This window comes from Azospirillum sp. FG154 (assembly GCF_057809575.1).
In genome coordinates, this window is record NZ_JBMDKF010000006.1 from 178,724 (window position 1) to 192,994 (window position 14,271).

General features: G+C 62.9%; 23 protein-coding genes. 9 read left to right on the forward strand and 14 right to left on the reverse strand.

Annotated elements, in window-relative coordinates; all coding sequences use genetic code 11:
• The 14 genes from ACODS4_RS09510 to ACODS4_RS09575 all read right to left on the reverse strand — a co-directional run bounded on the left by ACODS4_RS09510 (position 1) and on the right by ACODS4_RS09575 (position 7,426).
• Positions 1–747, reverse strand: a complete 747-nt coding sequence (locus ACODS4_RS09510; protein ID WP_488863000.1) for a hypothetical protein — start codon at positions 745–747, stop codon at positions 1–3.
• A 16-nt stretch (positions 748–763) separates the two neighbouring features.
• A complete protein-coding gene (locus ACODS4_RS09515; protein WP_488863002.1) occupies positions 764–1,183 on the reverse strand; it encodes a hypothetical protein in 420 nt (139 codons plus the stop codon).
• Positions 1,167–1,361 (reverse strand): hypothetical protein, encoded by a 195-nt coding sequence (locus ACODS4_RS09520; RefSeq protein ID WP_488863004.1) that lies wholly within the window; start codon positions 1,359–1,361, stop codon positions 1,167–1,169. The genes ACODS4_RS09515 and ACODS4_RS09520 overlap by 17 nt, the downstream gene beginning before the upstream one ends.
• A gap of 208 nt (positions 1,362–1,569) precedes the next feature.
• Entirely contained in the window at positions 1,570–2,388 is an 819-nt protein-coding gene (locus ACODS4_RS09525; protein WP_488863006.1) for a hypothetical protein, read from the reverse strand.
• Between the two features lie 117 nt (positions 2,389–2,505).
• Entirely contained in the window at positions 2,506–2,760 is a 255-nt protein-coding gene (locus ACODS4_RS09530; protein WP_488863008.1) for a hypothetical protein, read from the reverse strand.
• A 103-nt stretch (positions 2,761–2,863) separates the two neighbouring features.
• On the reverse strand, positions 2,864–3,043 hold the full coding sequence (locus ACODS4_RS09535) for a hypothetical protein (RefSeq protein WP_488863010.1): 180 nt from the start codon (positions 3,041–3,043) through the stop codon (positions 2,864–2,866).
• Positions 3,043–3,246 carry a hypothetical protein gene (locus ACODS4_RS09540; RefSeq protein WP_488863012.1) on the reverse strand — a complete coding sequence of 68 codons (204 nt, stop codon included), beginning with the start codon at positions 3,244–3,246 and terminating at the stop codon, positions 3,043–3,045. Before ACODS4_RS09540 ends, ACODS4_RS09535 begins: the two co-directional genes overlap by 1 nt.
• Before the next feature lie 58 nt (positions 3,247–3,304).
• Positions 3,305–3,697 (reverse strand): hypothetical protein, encoded by a 393-nt coding sequence (locus ACODS4_RS09545; RefSeq protein WP_488863014.1) that lies wholly within the window; start codon positions 3,695–3,697, stop codon positions 3,305–3,307.
• A gap of 152 nt (positions 3,698–3,849) precedes the next feature.
• Positions 3,850–4,089: a hypothetical protein gene (locus ACODS4_RS09550; protein ID WP_488863015.1), complete on the reverse strand. Its 240-nt coding sequence runs from the start codon at positions 4,087–4,089 to the stop codon at positions 3,850–3,852.
• Positions 4,086–5,204, reverse strand: coding sequence for a hypothetical protein (locus tag ACODS4_RS09555; RefSeq protein ID WP_488863017.1), 1,119 nt, complete (start codon positions 5,202–5,204; stop codon positions 4,086–4,088). The genes ACODS4_RS09550 and ACODS4_RS09555 overlap by 4 nt, the downstream gene beginning before the upstream one ends.
• 266 nt (positions 5,205–5,470) lie before the next feature.
• Positions 5,471–5,638, reverse strand: coding sequence for a hypothetical protein (locus ACODS4_RS09560; protein ID WP_488863019.1), 168 nt, complete (start codon positions 5,636–5,638; stop codon positions 5,471–5,473).
• Between the two features lies 1 nt (position 5,639).
• Positions 5,640–5,840 (reverse strand): hypothetical protein, encoded by a 201-nt coding sequence (locus tag ACODS4_RS09565; RefSeq protein WP_488863021.1) that lies wholly within the window; start codon positions 5,838–5,840, stop codon positions 5,640–5,642.
• Positions 5,841–6,158: 318 nt separating this feature from the next.
• Positions 6,159–6,659, reverse strand: coding sequence for a hypothetical protein (locus tag ACODS4_RS09570; RefSeq protein ID WP_488863023.1), 501 nt, complete (start codon positions 6,657–6,659; stop codon positions 6,159–6,161).
• 221 nt (positions 6,660–6,880) lie between these two features.
• On the reverse strand, positions 6,881–7,426 hold the full coding sequence (locus tag ACODS4_RS09575; protein WP_488863025.1) for a hypothetical protein: 546 nt from the start codon (positions 7,424–7,426) through the stop codon (positions 6,881–6,883).
• A gap of 474 nt (positions 7,427–7,900) precedes the next feature.
• On the opposite strand from ACODS4_RS09575, the gene ACODS4_RS09580 reads away from it, so the two are divergent.
• The 9 genes from ACODS4_RS09580 to ACODS4_RS09620 all read left to right on the forward strand — a co-directional run bounded on the left by ACODS4_RS09580 (position 7,901) and on the right by ACODS4_RS09620 (position 14,093).
• Entirely contained in the window at positions 7,901–8,293 is a 393-nt protein-coding gene (locus tag ACODS4_RS09580; protein ID WP_488863027.1) for a phage tail fiber protein, read from the forward strand.
• Between the two features lie 3 nt (positions 8,294–8,296).
• Positions 8,297–9,370 carry a hypothetical protein gene (locus ACODS4_RS09585; protein WP_488863029.1) on the forward strand — a complete coding sequence of 358 codons (1,074 nt, stop codon included), beginning with the start codon at positions 8,297–8,299 and terminating at the stop codon, positions 9,368–9,370.
• Positions 9,351–9,653, forward strand: coding sequence for a hypothetical protein (locus tag ACODS4_RS09590; protein WP_488863031.1), 303 nt, complete (start codon positions 9,351–9,353; stop codon positions 9,651–9,653). The genes ACODS4_RS09585 and ACODS4_RS09590 overlap by 20 nt, the downstream gene beginning before the upstream one ends.
• A 146-nt stretch (positions 9,654–9,799) precedes the next feature.
• Positions 9,800–10,165: a hypothetical protein gene (locus tag ACODS4_RS09595; RefSeq protein WP_488863032.1), complete on the forward strand. Its 366-nt coding sequence runs from the start codon at positions 9,800–9,802 to the stop codon at positions 10,163–10,165.
• A gap of 10 nt (positions 10,166–10,175) precedes the next feature.
• Positions 10,176–10,601 carry a hypothetical protein gene (locus tag ACODS4_RS09600; protein ID WP_488863034.1) on the forward strand — a complete coding sequence of 142 codons (426 nt, stop codon included), beginning with the start codon at positions 10,176–10,178 and terminating at the stop codon, positions 10,599–10,601.
• Between the two features lie 27 nt (positions 10,602–10,628).
• Positions 10,629–11,597, forward strand: a complete 969-nt coding sequence (locus ACODS4_RS09605; protein WP_488863036.1) for a hypothetical protein — start codon at positions 10,629–10,631, stop codon at positions 11,595–11,597.
• 62 nt (positions 11,598–11,659) lie between these two features.
• Complete coding sequence (locus tag ACODS4_RS09610) at positions 11,660–11,992, forward strand: hypothetical protein (protein ID WP_488863038.1); 333 nt, start codon at positions 11,660–11,662, stop codon at positions 11,990–11,992.
• On the forward strand, positions 11,989–13,026 hold the full coding sequence (locus ACODS4_RS09615; protein ID WP_488863040.1) for a phage tail fiber repeat family protein: 1,038 nt from the start codon (positions 11,989–11,991) through the stop codon (positions 13,024–13,026). Before ACODS4_RS09610 ends, ACODS4_RS09615 begins: the two co-directional genes overlap by 4 nt.
• A complete protein-coding gene (locus ACODS4_RS09620; protein WP_488863042.1) occupies positions 13,026–14,093 on the forward strand; it encodes a hypothetical protein in 1,068 nt (355 codons plus the stop codon). The genes ACODS4_RS09615 and ACODS4_RS09620 overlap by 1 nt, the downstream gene beginning before the upstream one ends.
• The last annotated feature ends 178 nt before the right edge of the window (positions 14,094–14,271 follow it).

Here is a 14,271-nt window from a genome sequence, read left to right on the forward strand (position 1 = left end):
TCAGGCCGTGTCGTCCGCGTCCAGGACCTGTTCGGCCCCGCAGTGGGGACAGTCATCGCCCTCGTGCCCGATCACCTCGTGGCAGGAGACGCAGACCCGATCATAAATGTTGTCGTCCTCGTCCGGCGCGTCGAGCGGGATGGCGAAGAAGAGGTCGCTTCCCGATCCCTCGCCGCTGTCGATGAAGCCGCCCTTTTCCTCGGCGATGGCCTCCAGCGCGTCGCGCCACGCCTCGTCGAGGATCACGTCCGCTTCGTTCTGGTTCGAGGTCCAGGTGGCGTAAACCTTACCGCTCGGGGTCAGCGCGAAGACCGAGCCGAGGAAGTGGCGACCGATCAGGCCGCCCTCTTCCTCCTCGCTGTTGGCCTTGGCGTCGGCGACGATGGCGTCCCAGTTGAAGCCCGCCTCCAGGGCGGCGCGGTAGTGGGTTTCCAGGTCCACGTCGCCCGCTTCGCACGCCTTCAGGGCGAGGGTCTTGAATTCCTCCCCATGCGGGCTGCCGGTGTGTGCGCCCGGATCGTCGGCCTTCAGCAGGTCGATGATCTCGGGGATGGTCAGGGTCAGCGCGTCCAACTCGTTGGCGGACGTCACCAGCATGAAATTGTAGGGCCGGTCGTCCAGTTCCTCCACGATGTGGACGAAGCCGTCGCACTGGGCGGTGTCCGTGTGGATCACGCCGACGAAAGCGCCCAGCCCATCGGGCGGGAAGCCGTGAACCGGGATGGTGTTGGTCTCGATGTGCAGCATGGAATGGCGTCCGAGTTCAGAGATATTGGGCGAGGGGGCCGACGACCAAGCCGACGATCTGGGTGCGGGGGATTTCCCAGTAGGGAGTCGGGCCGTAGCGGACCTCGACCTCCTCCTCGCTGTCGGGATCGTCGGGGTCGTGGTCGGGGTTCTCTTCCACCTCGACCGTGGCCTCCGGTTCGGAGCAGTGCAGGCCGCCGTCCTCATCGACGTAGAGGCAGCCGATGTCCTCGAAGAAGGTGCCGATCTCCTGGCAGGCGGCCTCAAAGGCGAACCGCTTGGCGCCGTCATCGAACGGGCCGCAACGCTCGCCCTCGGCGTCGAGGAAGACCGGGCCTTCGTTCAGGTCCAAGGTCGCCAGGGAGATCAGGCGCTTGATGGCGTCCGGCATCTGGCCGGCGATGTATTCCCGCACCGGGTCATATCTGGGCATCATCGCCCTCCCAATTTTTGTATCGAATGTCGGGGTAGTGGCGCATCACCTCGTCCATCGACTGGCCGATCATCTCGGCGAGGTCGCGAAGATCATGGGGATGCCACTCGGCGCGCAGGTTCAGGCGGTGGGTGAGGCCGGAAGTGGAAAGCCGCAGTCGCCCGGCGAGTTCGCCTTGCATGTAGCCGTGTTCCTGGAGCTGGGATTTGACCCAGTGCTGCCAGTGGGCGACATCCAGGTCCGGCTCCCGGTGCTTTCGGCCGGTGAGCTTTCGGCCTTTTGTGGGGGCTGGTGAACCTGTCGGGCGTTGGGGACGGGGCACGCGGTCATCTCCACCTTGAAGTACAGAGGTGCAGGTTCCACCGCTCCCGCAGCGATTGATGGCGCGCTTAATTGAGCGTCAGGTGTTCGGCGAGCCGCTTGGCTTCGTCACGGGCACGTTCCGCCTGCCACTCCCGGTGCTTCACCAGGAGCGGGATCAGGGTGCTGACGATCAATTCGCCGAACTTGGCGTAGCCGCCGCCCGCAAAGCGCGGCAGGCCCAGCAGCAGGCGAGCGGGCGGTACGCAGCCGCAGCAGATGTAGGCGGCGCAGATGTCCCAGCTCAGGTCCATGCCGCCGCCGGTCAGGACGATGGCGTGGGACTGAATGCGCTCAATCCAGACCAAAGAGGTGGCGCCGGCGTGCTTGTCGATCCGTTCGGCCGCCGTTTCCTCGTCCAGCTCATAAGCGAGGCTCACCGGCCAATAGAAATTCATGGCCGGCTCGAAGCCGTCTTTCCACTCGTAGTAGGAGTCGCTGTCCTTGAAGTTGTCCCGCGCTTGTTCGATGGCGTCGGTGTCGTGCTCCTCCTTGGCCTCGGCCATGTCGGCCTCGACTCCCGCGATCTGTTCGGCGGTCAGCAGGGTGCGCCAGTTCTCGAACAGCCAGTCGTCCGGGTCCTGGGCGTAGGTGTTGGCGATGTCGGCGGCCCGCCGGTCCTGATCCGTGGTCGTGTGGCTGATGAGGTTGTCGCGCAACCAGTCTTCGGCGTCGAACTCGTCCGGCGCCGCGTCATACTCATCAAGCAGGGCTGTGGTGATGGGCGGAAGGACGACCCGGACGCCTTCGCCTTCTTCGCCACGCAGATCGTCCCAATCCTCGACATCCACCGAACGGGTTTCGATGGAGTCATGGTTCCAGTGTTCACGCTTGAGGAAGTCAAGCATGGCAATTCCCTCGACTTTGAAAGTTATAGATAACCGGCTCGTCAAAAATGACGGAGCAGGGTTACTTCAGTGCCTTGATGGGTTCACTCCTCCAGGCAGCGGGCGGTTGAGAGAGATTCAGCCTGGAGACACGTCGCTACGCTTATTGAGGCTCGCCTGCATACTTTTGAAATACGCAAGACATGCAGCCAGCCCTGACGGGATCAAATCGCGATACTGCTTTCTGTGATCGCCATTCAGAATGTAGAAACGTTCCATCTGCCCGATGACCAGAGCGGTGGTGTCACTGCCATAGATATCGTAATCAACATTGTTGTAACTGATGTAAAAGCCATCTCCACGGGTTACGCTGTTCGGAATGCTCAATTGCATAACGGCACCTATTAGGGGGTGAGAGGGTCAGCAGGGAAGTGTTTGGCAGGTCGCAATGACGGTGCCATTAGACACGAGGCGCCCAGCCTCAGATGTTTGTTGGTTAGAAGCGCCGGACGACCTTGACCTCGGTCGGCTGATCGGCTCGCCGGTAATTGCGGTCGTTGGCGTAATCGTTGGCGATGCGCTCGGCATCGACCACGGTGTTGGCCCGGACGATCACCTCACGGGTCTCGCCCGTGGTCCGGTCCTGAATGGCGAGGGTCGCGTATCCGTGGAGCATCAGATGTCTTCCCCCTCGAAATGAAGCTCGGACATGAAGACCGCATGGTCGAAGTCGATGCCTTCGCGGACGGCGAGATGCCGGAGGTCGGTCAGCAGGTCGGTCAGATTGTCCTCGACCGGCTCGTCCAACTGATGGAGGCTGCGGGCGTAGGTGTGGACGGCATTGAGCGCGTCATTCGCCCGGTCGGTGTTGCTGCGCATGTCAAGCCGCCGCCTTCTTCATGTTGACGAATTGCACGGGTTGATCTCCTGGTTTGGGTCAGAGGCCGATGGTTGCGGCGACTTCCTCGGGGGTGAAATTCGTGCGGTGGAAGCTGCCGACATAGTCGTCCAGCGCCTTCAGCGCTTCGGCGACGGTCTTGCCCCGCCCCACCGTGTGGCACTCCTCGTACTTGGCGCCCGCGTCACGGAACCAATGCGAGAGGAAGATCGGAGTGCTGTAAGGGCCGGAGTTGGTGGAGAAGGTGATGGTGAAATGCCCCTGGCCGATCTGGGCGGTGGCCGCGTCGAGGCGGTCGGCCACCATCTTGATGGTCATCTGGCCCTTCGCGATGTGGTAAGCCTCGACCAAGGTGGCGGCCGTGATGTCCTTCGGGGGGTTGCAGGCGTCGTGGAACTCGGTGAGTTCCTGGCGGGAAACCTGAGCGTTCATGTTGGGGTGCTCCAGTTCATGCCAAAACGATAACGCCGCCCGGAGGGGCGGCGCTTGTCGGGACTGGGTTAGGAATGCTTTGGTAACTTGGTCGTGAACTGCGTTGGATTGTCGGCGGCTGTCGCTTGTGAGGGCGGTCCAGAATCAGGGCGTCAATTCTGATAAGCGTCCACGACCTCGAACCCACCGTCGTCCACCGACACGACGACGTGGCTCACGCTCTGACCGTATCCGGCCAGGGTGTGTTCGTTGATTTCCAGCAGGTCATCGACGACCTTTTGAGGATCAAATTTGGCCGTTGCGATGCGCTCCGCTTCTTCCGCAGAGGAAGCCTCGACCTCGAAGGCGACGCCGACAGCGGCGCTTGCTTCAAAGTGGACGTGATACTTCATCGGACGCTCCTCCGAGGTTGAAGCAACGCATGGAGCACGGCACCGATCTGCGCCTTGATTTCGGGATTCTTCGTACGGTTGTACATGCGCCCCAGATACTCGGCCTGTAGGCAAAGGCCATGACCTGGGTCGGTGAAGGTCCGTTTGTCCGTGGGGGTGGGCCAGGATTTGGCCTTTGGAATGTGGGATCGGACCACATAGGCCGGGACGCCAACCCGCCCGTCGTCGCTGTGGATCAGAGGAAGGTCCACCGAATGTCCTCCACCAGCAGCTTCCGCAGCCAAGCCTCTTGATGGGCGACGGATCATGTCGTGCATGTCCGGTCGGCGGTTCAACAGCCACCGCGTGAAGGGAGCGAGCAAGTCTTCCTGCCGGTGGATCATGCCCAGCATGTAGGTCAGGTCCTCTTCCAGGTCCGACAGCGTTTCGTCCATCTCCTGGGCTGCGGGCGCCATTGACGGTGCGTGAACAGGCTGGACCTGGACCGGGGCATGGGTTTGGGCCGGGATGATGAGGTGCGTGGGGTTCACGCACATGTCATTGCGGCAAGCCTTTTTGATCTTGCGGATGCCTTGGAGCTTGGTTCGGTTGAAGAATTCCCACACCGCCCGGTGGGCGGACTGGTCCTTCAGCCTCGGCATACGGTGGATGCCCACCGTTTGCACGGGGCCAGTCCATTCCCAGCAGCGGGTGCGGCACTCGTCCGGCCATGCGTTCGGTTCCAGCACCATGAGCATAAGAATGGTGGCCGGATCGGGCCATGCCACATCCACGGCCGAGCGGCTTCGCTGCATGGGCGCTTGCCCCGGTTTCCGACCGGGCTTTTGGCGGTGCTTCCGGGCCTGATGCGCCGGGTTCACACAGTCCGGCGACACGCAGGTGGCGAGGGCGCGCAGCGAGAAGCCGGGGCCGACCGGGGTCTGGGTCAGGGTCTCGTACAGCCAGTAGCGCAGATTGACGCGCTCGCCCAGAACCCGGACCTGGGCGGCTGGGGAGAGCCAACAGTTGCCAGGATAGGCGACGAGCGGCTGACCCACGAGCCGGGCCATGGTCTGGGCGTCACCCGTCAGATCGGCGCTGATTTTGGATATAGTCGAGGCTATTTCTGGAGGCATTGAGGATTTCCAAGGATTTTCCCAATTGTCTATTGGAGGAGATTTTCACGAGTTCTCTTCTATAGAAAAACTATTCTTATTATTGATGCAGCCTGATTCAGACAGATTTGTCCGAGAGCACTAAAAGTAAGAAAAAAGAGGGACTAGAAAAAGAGGTAACTGACTGAATTTATTCGCAAAATTGGATCTTAAAGTCAGCTAATAAGGAGATCTGGTTTGGTCTGGTCTGGGTCGGGGCTTGTCGCCCCGTCCCCACCTCTTGGTCATCACCCCCGAAAAAAGCGAATAGTCCCGATCTGGCCTTCCACCGGCTTCTGTCGCCGGGGAGTTCCATTCTCGGCCAGGGCCAGAGCGGCAAGGGTGGAGAGTTCCAGCTTTGGACGGCGCTTTCCGCCCTTGTAGACAACCTCGAAGGTCCGGTCTTTGCGGGTCATGTTATGCCTCCAGAAGTCTTTTGAGAGTGTGGTGGGGAAGAGTTCCACGGTCGGCGATGAGATTCGCCTCGACCGATGAAATGCCGACATGGATCAGCCGGTTGATGACTTGCCAGCGTCGGATTTGTCCGGCTTCGAGCAGGTCAAGAGCCTCTTTCGCAAAGCCGATTTTGGTTTTTCCGCCAGGAATACGAGCGATCACTGTTCCCTCCCTGATTTTGGGGAACCAACCTGCGACTGGTCTTGATGGGGGCTTGGTCCAGGACCAGGGCCGGTACGGAAGTTCATTTTCCGCGAGACCATCGTTGTGCTCGTATTGAGCATAATGATGGGTGCGCCCCCGCCCTGGCTCTGACCCTGACGCCGACCCGGCCCCCGCCCCAGCCTCGATCCGCCGTCCAACTTTTGGACGGCGGCCAGATCAGGACGCGGTTCTCCTATCCACTCTGGGCCAGGGCCGGGGCGTCAGCGGCGCCCGGCGGTCAGCCGGTATTGGCGCTGGAAACGATGACACTCTGTATCAGGACAGCGCCCAGCGCTTTTTCGGACCCATGCCCTTGGGCACGGGCGGCTCGAACACCTGCTTGGCCTTGCCCGGCTTGCGGGCGGCCCGCTTGTCGGCCTGGGCCTGGGCAGCGATTTGAGCGCGGCGGTCGGTGTCGGCCAGGATGCGATGCACGCGCTGGGGCACGACCGGCTCAGGAAAATCGAGCATGTCCCGGAACGCGCCCAGGCCGTCGTCGGGGATGTCCTCGTCCCGCATGGGCGGGGCGTCGGGGAAATCCGGGAAGACCCGCTCGGGCAACGAGGGGCGCCACGCGGCGGGACGGGCCATGCGCGTGGACCATTCGGCGGTTGGGCTGTCCAGGCTGTCGCGTTCGGGGCCGTCCGGGACCTCGGCCTTGGGGAGCATCCGGCTCAGGGCCTCATACTCGGCCAGGACCAGGGCGTCGAACGCGGCCCGGTCTTCGATCCACCCGCCGGCCCGGTCTTTCGCCGCTTGGACCAGGAACCCAAACATCGGGTGCCGGTCCAAATTTTGGATTTGGGAGCGCATCGGACACAGCTCTCCTACAGCGGCCCGTCCAAATTTTGAACGAGACCGGGTTGCGGGCACGACAAACGCCCCGCGCCAGCACATGGCGCAGGGTTCGTTCGAGGCTTATGACGGCCCACTCCAAGAATGGGCCTTCATAAGCGCCGGGCGCTGGCGGGGGGAAACTCCCCCCGCCGGGTTGCGTATCAGGCGGCTTGCTGAAGAGGGACGGCGTGCTGGGCACGGGCCGTGACCAGCCCCCGAACAGCGGCGAGAATGTCCTCAAGCTCTTGGTCACTGAACTCGCTGTCGTCCGCATTGAGCAAGGTGAGGATCTTTTGCGCCGCGCCTTTCGCGGGCTTGGCGTCTTTCTTCGGTCCTTCCAACAGGGCTTTCAAACCATCCATGGTTCGGGGCAGGTTGCCAGCCTGCAAATCCGCCTTGATCTGCGCGACAATCAGATTGACCGCTTCGGAAAGGTCGCTCGCCTTCAAGGTCTCACGGAACGCCTTGTCTCCCTTGGACAGGCGAGCGGCGAGTTTCCACCCCGTTTGTGCGAAGGTGTAAGCCGTGGTCCGCTTGTTTCCGCTGGTCTGGAACGTGTCGGTCAACTGTTCGCGGACAGTCTCGGCGGGAACCTTCTTATCGGTGTTCCACCCGTTGACGCCCGCAAGGTAGGTCAGCGCCGTGGAAGCCGCCAAATGGATGAGGCGATCCGACACCCCGTCGAAAGCCGCCGCCGTCAACTTCATGGCGGACGTGTAGGTTACTTGCGTCGTCATGTTCGATACCCCCGTTCAAAATTTGGATGGGTCCGGGAAGTGGGCGCACCTGTCCTGTCTTCGTCCTTGCTATCCAACATTTGGACAAGGGACGGATTTAGACAGACTTCTCCTATCGACGCCCTTGCCTTCTCCTTCGATGGGTGAGTGATTTGTTCATCACCGTAGACACAGCATAGCACGGGGGTAGGCCGTGACTTGCCATAGGCGCAGGGCCGGGGCGAAGGGTACACCCTTTATTTACAAGGGGTTGAAGGGTATTGGGTGGGGGTCCCCCCTTCATCTCGACCGATGAAATTTCCAGAAATTCGGAACTGTAATTTTATTACTTCAACTCGGACCTGAGTTACTGCCGCGCCGTGAACCCAGTCCTGAACGGCGCCGGTCGCCCCGATCCCGTACCTTGGCCCGATCCAACGATTCACTTGTTTGGGAGCCAGCTCCATGTCCGCGTTCTCTGACTACATGGAAAACGAGATCATCAACTTCTTTCTTCGGGGCAACCCGAACAACACGACCCCGCCCGGTGCGGTTTACCTCGCGCTCTACACCTCGAACCCGAACGACGACAATTCTGGCGCCGAGGTCACGGGCGGCAGCTACGTCCGCCAGCTCATCACCTTCTCGGACCCGAGCGACGGCGTGAGCGCCAACGAGAATCTGCTGACCTTCCCCGTCGCGACCGCCGCCTGGGGGATGATCTCCCATGTCGGCGTGATGTCCGCCCAGAGCGGGGGCCAGCTCCTCTACTATGGCGCGGTCACGCCCGCCAACACGGTGGCCGCCGGGGGCCGCATGGAGTTTCCCATCGGGTCGATCCAGGCCAGCAACCAATAAGTCATGCAGCTCACCCGCCTCCTTTCCGAACGCCGATGGGTGAGGCGGGCGACCTCCTCACCCTGCGAGGGGGATGTGTTCCTGCTGTGCGAGGATGGGCTGTATCTGCTGTGCGAGGACGGTGAGCCGATCCTGCTGCTGACGTGCGAGACCGCCTGTCCCGTCCTGCTGTGTCAGGACGGCGTGCCGCTCCTCTGCGAGGACGGAACCCAGATACTGCTGGCGGTCTGCGCCCCGACCGAGGTCACGACCCACACCGCCTACGCCGAACCGATGATCGGCGAGGCCGACCTGATCGGCGACCTGTTCGTGGATGTGCCCCACAACCGCCTTCGCGGTCGGGGCCGCCTCGCCGCCATCGGCGCGATTCACCGCAAGCAGGTGGTCGAGCTAAAGGGGTTCGGTCGGTTTCGCAACCCGATCACGGCCAAGGTCAATTGGGTGGCCGGCGCCCAGGTCCAGGGCAAGGCCACGCTGAAGGCCCTCCAGAGCGCCCACAGCGTCGGCGCCGCAACGCTCCTCGCCAAGGGCAAGCTGGTGGCGAAGGGGGCGACCCTCGCCGTTCCGACCGCCCGATTCCTGGGCAGGGGCACGCTGGCCGTCAAGGATGCCGCCGTTGACGACATCGGCATCATCATGCCGGGGGTCGCAAGCCTGGTTGTCGGGGAGACCTCCCACCAGCAGACCTACAAGGCCAAGCTCTGGAGCGTCGGCGAGACCTCCACCCTGACGGCCAACCCGGTCTCTTTCACGCTGATGACCGGCGCCGCCACGCTGGTGGGCGATGGAACGCTGACCTTCGCGCCGCCGATGGTCGTCCCGCTTGTCGGCGCCTCGACCCTCTCCGTGGCAACCGCCTTCCACCAGGGCCGTGCCGACCTCGACGCCTACGGCGATCTCTTCGCCATGGGCGCCGTGTTCGATCCGAACGCCACCCGGCCTGTGGCCGACGGCTACCTTTATCCGGTTGAGGATGTCTACGAAATCATCGACTGCGGCGAATACGGCAACGGGGTCTTCCCCGATTTCAACGAAGACTATGACGGAGATTTCTACGATGCCGCTTCCGATGGATGACAACCGGCAGCCGGTCCAGGCCCTGCACCCGGTTGGCTGCCACCCGATGGCCCTGACCGCCGGGGAGTGGACCTCCACCGCCCCGTTCAAGGTGGAGGAGGTTCTGGCTGTCGAGCTTCAGCCGGAATACGACACCGTCATCCGCTTCTACGAGGGCGGCCCGGAAGTGTATCTGCGCGGCGGGGGCTACTTCGTCTACGACACCCGCCAATACACCAAGCTGGACGCGCGCCCCGGCCCAACCGCCACCGCTGGTCTTCTTGTGGTCACGGAGCTGGGTTAGGGCCGCAGCCATTACCCGTCTGCTGAATGACGGCGGCCACGGGGCTGGTAGGGTCTGGGTGTTGCTCGCACTCGTGGCGGGTTCTCCTGGGGCGGGGGAAGAGGGCCGGGACTGGGGCGTCCCGGCCTTCACGCTTCCGAAGGCCGATGAGCGGACGGACAATCTCACAACTCGATCTGGCGCTCCCCCTGACCGGGGATGAATGGCTACCCATCGTCCAGAACGGGGTGACGCGCCGACTCAAGATCAGCGACCTCCTGCGCGCCGGGTTTACAGGATCGGACATTCGCTCCCTCAAGGTCGCTATCGACCAGGACGGTCAGACCGTCTTCACGATGCCGGGCGACGTTTACGAGGTCGAGCAAGTCCAGATCAACGGCCAGGGGCTGTCGCCCGAGAGCTTCACCTATTCGGCGCCGACGCTGACCATCCTCAATCTTCCGTACCGGCTCGAAACCACGGACGAACTTCTGATCGTCTACTCGGCGCTGCCCGCAGCAACCCAAACCTGAGAGTCCGACCATGGCGAGCACGCAACGCCTCAAACAGATTGCCATCCCGGCCTACAACCTCGCGCTTGGCGACGCCGATGGCCGGGGCGCGTCGCTGGCGCCGGGCGACGACGGCTACGTCCTGACCATGGAAGGCGGCGCCCCGGTGTGGATGCCCTCCCAGGGCGGCATCGTCTTCGAGCGCCGCAGCTTCACCGAGGCTGGTCCGGCGGTTGCGACGACCGGCATCCACACCCTCAACACCACCCTGCCGGATGGTCTTCAGGGCGGGACCAAGGATGGTCTGATCGTGACCATCAACGGCATGGGCATCGACCTTACGGCGGTCTCGCTCGATGGAGCCGGTCCCTACGTGGTCAAGATCGACATGGGTGTCGTCGGCTACTCGCTGGATAGCAGCGATACGGTCGCCGTTTACTACATGACCTCCACCTAACATTTACCAGAAGGGAGCATTGCCACCATGGCAAAGACTTTGCTGAAGCTGAAGCAGGTTCAGGCCACCGAGAACTTCGACTTCGGCGGCTTCATCGTGTCGAACCTGGGTGCCCCGGTCGCGGCCAACGACGTGACCCGCAAGTCCTACGTGGACACCGAGATCTCGAAGGTCGCGGGCGCGATGACCTACAAGGGTATCTGGGACGCCACCCAGAACCTGCCGGTCCTGCCCGCCGCGAGCGCCGACAACAAGGGCTACTATTACGTCGTGTCCGTCGCCGGCACGACCGCCATCGACGGCGTGGCCGATTGGGAACAGCGCGACTGGGTGGTCTCGAACGGCGCCACCTGGGAGAAGATCGACAACACCGACAAGGTGGTTTCGGTCTTTGGCCGCTCGGGTCCGATCCTGGCCGAAGCGGGCGATTATTCGGCTGTGCAGGTGGCTTTCACCCCGGCGGGCAGTCTCCAGGCCATCGACGTGCAGGGCGCGCTGGTCGAGGTCGATGGCGACGTGACGGTGCTCACCGACCGCGTCACGACCGCCGAGGGCGACATCGACGCGCTGGAAGGCCGCGTCACCAACGCGGAGGCCGACACGGCCACGCTGAACGCCCGCGTCACCGCGACCGAAGGTGAGATCGACACCCTTCAGGCGACCGACAGCGCGCTGACCGACCGGGTGACGGCGGTCGAAGGCGCGTTGCCGACCAAGCTGAACGCCGCCCTGGCGGCGGGCCGCATCTTCGTCGGCAACGCGGACGGCACGGCAGTGGCCGCGACCTTCGTGGTCCGCGAGGCGGCGGTGGCGAATGGCGGCTTCACCTCCTTCACCCTGGCCGCAACCCCGGTCGCCGGCACCGAACAGGTCTACGTCAACGGCCTGCTGGTGGACGTGGTGGACGACTACACCATGGATGGGGCGAACATCCTGCCGGTGGCCGCCCTGGCGGCGACCGACAAGCTGCGCGTCACCTACATCGCCCTGGCGTAAGCCAACACGAGGAGGGGTGGCGCGCTCGCGCCGCCCCTGTCTTCTTTGCGCGGAGGGGAGCGATGGCAGGTCTCGTCAACGCGGATGCCCCCTTGATCCGCATGGCCCGAGGAACTGCCCGCTGGCTCATGGGGTTGGACGGGGATGAAGACCCAGACCGCGTGACCTACAGGGTCTACACCGGCTGGGGTTCCGACACGGACGGGGGACGGTTTCCCGGCCTTGAGGTCCCGGTCGCGGAAGCGGACGGCGGGATTTTCGGCGTTGGTGAGACTCGTGATCCTGTCACCCAAAGCGTCGTCCCCTCTGTCGATCAGAAGGGCAACATCACCGTCTTCCCCCTCTCGGCGTTCGACAACCCGAACTTCACCCTGGATGGTGGGGAATATTCATGAGCTATTCGCGCATCCTGTTGAAGACCGCCCGCACGGCGGGGGCTGTCCCCTCGACCAGCGATCTTGCCCTGCGCGAGATCGCCTTCGACGACGTGGACTCGATCTATGTCCGCAAGACGGACGGAAGCATCGTCAAGGTCGGCGGGTCGAGCATCGACGGCATCGACGATGTTCCGGGTCTCCAGGCAGCTCTGGACGCCAAGGCCGCGAACTCCCACATCCACACCATCGCCAGCGTGACCGATCTCCAGACCAAGCTGGACGGCAAGGCCGAGGTCGTCCACACGCAGGACGCCTCCACGATCACGAGCGGGGTGTTCGACATCGCCCGCATCCCAGCCGCCGCGCTGGAGCGGATGGTCGGGGTGGCGAACACGGCGGCCCGGCTGGCACTGACCACGACCACCGTTCAACTCGGCGACTTTGTGAAGGAAGCCGACACCGGCAACGTCTACATCGTCACCGACCAGACGCAGTTGGCCGTGGAGGCGGGCTACACCGCGTTCAGCGCTGGCACGGCGGCCTCGGTTCCATGGACGGGGGTGACGGGGAAGCCGGACAGCTTCACCCCGAGCGCCCACACCCACGCGATCTCGGACGTGACGAACCTCCAGACCAGTTTGGACAGCAAGGCGGCGACGAGCCACACCCACGCCATCGCCACCGTCACGGGTCTCCAGACCGCGCTGGACGCGAAGGCCGACGCCACCGCGATCAGCAACCCCTCCCTGAAGGTTGGCGCCGTCACGGTGTCCGGGGCCAACGTCACGCTGGACCACGCGACAGGCGTGCTGTTCAGCCACACCGCGACGGCGGCCTACACCCTCATCCTGTCGGGAGCGCCGACCAGCGGCGAGGCCGTCTACATCCTGCGCCTGACCAACGGCGGGGCGTTCACCCCGACATGGCCGAGCGGGATCGTCTGGCTGGGTGGCGAAGTCCCCTCCCTGTCCTCGTCCGGGACGGACGAGATTCATCTTCGCCGGTCGGTCGATGGATCGGTGGTCCGCGCCTTTGCCGTGGTGGGGTTCTGATGCTGGAGTACCTGACCGCGTACCATTCGGCCTGCCTCGCAAAGGCGGCCAGCGCAAAGGCCGTCATCTTGCCGACCGATCCGGTCATCTATTTCGGTCACAGCTTCGACGGCGCCAAATACATTTCGACCTGGAACTTCCAGAAAGCCCGGTGGGACAGCCGGACATTCTCGACCTACGCCAGCCAAGGGCCGAGTTGCAAGCAGGTGTGCCCGTCCAGCGATGGGCGTCTCGCGGCGATCCTGACCGGCGATGTCAACAAGCTGGTGATCTTCAACTCGGACACCCAGGAACTGATCGCCGAGATCGACGGGACCTTTACGAAGATCATTGGGTGGCGGCCGACTACCAACGATGTGTTGGCCGTCACCGATTCCAGTGGCTACGTGAAGTTCTATGACGCCGCGACCTGGACCCTGGTGTCTGGCACCTACAGCCGTTCCACGGCGGTGAACGCGGGGGAATGGTCCCCTGACGGGGCCTACATCGTTCTGGGCTTCGCATCCGGCAGCGCCTCAAGCCCATCCTTCCAGGTCATCGCCTGGGCGACCATGACCGCTTTCTCCAACCAGCTCACGGTCTCGGCCGCTATAACCTCGCTGACGGTGGCGAAGGGGCGAGAAGGAACCGCAATATTTGTTTACTATGTCCTGAGCAACAACCTTTATGGCGCGTATCTAAACATATCAACATCGAAGATGATAACCTTAAGCCTAATGACAAGCGTCGGCTTGCTGAACAATCTTGTTTCCACATCAAGCAAGCTTGCGGGCATCGTGAATGGGTCCGTGGCGAACACCGCCTTCCGCGTCACGAATTGGACTGCGGTGAGCGGCCAACCGACAGCCTCGACCGCAACCAACTACAACGCCGTGACCTGGACCGGAGGGGGCACGCTGGTGGCGGCCTCTCCGCAAGGACGGTATCTCCTGGGCCGCATATCCCAAACCTCGGGCATGACGAAGCAATTCAATTACTACGACGCCTCTCTGTCCGCCTATTATGCGGGCTTTGACACGGGCCTGAGCGTCAACGATTTCCGGTGGGACCCGCGAGGGTCGCTGTAAAGGAAAGCCCCGCTTCATCGGCGGGGCTTGTTACTTGCGGCCGTTCCTACCCGGTTAAGACAGACACCCACTGTATGTGGGATTTTCGCACTCGCCATTTGAAAGGATGCATACGCCAAGAGCAATCATCATTTAGTGGAAAATGAGGCGACCAGACATCTGTAATATCCATTCAATT

Excerpts from the sequence above, each read along its gene's own strand:
- ACODS4_RS09510 (WP_488863000.1), bottom strand. The coding sequence starts at position 747 with ATGCTGCACATCGAGACCAACACCATCCCGGTTCACGGCTTCCCGCCC.
- ACODS4_RS09515 (WP_488863002.1), bottom strand. The coding sequence starts at position 1,183 with ATGATGCCCAGATATGACCCGGTGCGGGAATACATCGCCGGCCAGATG.
- ACODS4_RS09520 (WP_488863004.1), bottom strand. The coding sequence starts at position 1,361 with ATGCAAGGCGAACTCGCCGGGCGACTGCGGCTTTCCACTTCCGGCCTC.
- ACODS4_RS09525 (WP_488863006.1), bottom strand. The coding sequence starts at position 2,388 with ATGCTTGACTTCCTCAAGCGTGAACACTGGAACCATGACTCCATCGAA.
- ACODS4_RS09530 (WP_488863008.1), bottom strand. The coding sequence starts at position 2,760 with ATGCAATTGAGCATTCCGAACAGCGTAACCCGTGGAGATGGCTTTTAC.
- ACODS4_RS09535 (WP_488863010.1), bottom strand. The coding sequence starts at position 3,043 with ATGCTCCACGGATACGCGACCCTCGCCATTCAGGACCGGACCACGGGC.
- ACODS4_RS09540 (WP_488863012.1), bottom strand. The coding sequence starts at position 3,246 with ATGCGCAGCAACACCGACCGGGCGAATGACGCGCTCAATGCCGTCCAC.
- ACODS4_RS09545 (WP_488863014.1), bottom strand. The coding sequence starts at position 3,697 with ATGAACGCTCAGGTTTCCCGCCAGGAACTCACCGAGTTCCACGACGCC.
- ACODS4_RS09550 (WP_488863015.1), bottom strand. The coding sequence starts at position 4,089 with ATGAAGTATCACGTCCACTTTGAAGCAAGCGCCGCTGTCGGCGTCGCC.
- ACODS4_RS09555 (WP_488863017.1), bottom strand. The coding sequence starts at position 5,204 with ATGCCTCCAGAAATAGCCTCGACTATATCCAAAATCAGCGCCGATCTG.
- ACODS4_RS09560 (WP_488863019.1), bottom strand. The coding sequence starts at position 5,638 with ATGACCCGCAAAGACCGGACCTTCGAGGTTGTCTACAAGGGCGGAAAG.
- ACODS4_RS09570 (WP_488863023.1), bottom strand. The coding sequence starts at position 6,659 with ATGTTTGGGTTCCTGGTCCAAGCGGCGAAAGACCGGGCCGGCGGGTGG.
- ACODS4_RS09575 (WP_488863025.1), bottom strand. The coding sequence starts at position 7,426 with ATGAAGTTGACGGCGGCGGCTTTCGACGGGGTGTCGGATCGCCTCATC.
- ACODS4_RS09580 (WP_488863027.1), top strand. The coding sequence starts at position 7,901 with ATGTCCGCGTTCTCTGACTACATGGAAAACGAGATCATCAACTTCTTT.
- ACODS4_RS09585 (WP_488863029.1), top strand. The coding sequence starts at position 8,297 with ATGCAGCTCACCCGCCTCCTTTCCGAACGCCGATGGGTGAGGCGGGCG.
- ACODS4_RS09590 (WP_488863031.1), top strand. The coding sequence starts at position 9,351 with ATGCCGCTTCCGATGGATGACAACCGGCAGCCGGTCCAGGCCCTGCAC.
- ACODS4_RS09595 (WP_488863032.1), top strand. The coding sequence starts at position 9,800 with ATGAGCGGACGGACAATCTCACAACTCGATCTGGCGCTCCCCCTGACC.
- ACODS4_RS09600 (WP_488863034.1), top strand. The coding sequence starts at position 10,176 with ATGGCGAGCACGCAACGCCTCAAACAGATTGCCATCCCGGCCTACAAC.
- ACODS4_RS09605 (WP_488863036.1), top strand. The coding sequence starts at position 10,629 with ATGGCAAAGACTTTGCTGAAGCTGAAGCAGGTTCAGGCCACCGAGAAC.
- ACODS4_RS09610 (WP_488863038.1), top strand. The coding sequence starts at position 11,660 with ATGGCAGGTCTCGTCAACGCGGATGCCCCCTTGATCCGCATGGCCCGA.
- ACODS4_RS09615 (WP_488863040.1), top strand. The coding sequence starts at position 11,989 with ATGAGCTATTCGCGCATCCTGTTGAAGACCGCCCGCACGGCGGGGGCT.
- ACODS4_RS09620 (WP_488863042.1), top strand. The coding sequence starts at position 13,026 with ATGCTGGAGTACCTGACCGCGTACCATTCGGCCTGCCTCGCAAAGGCG.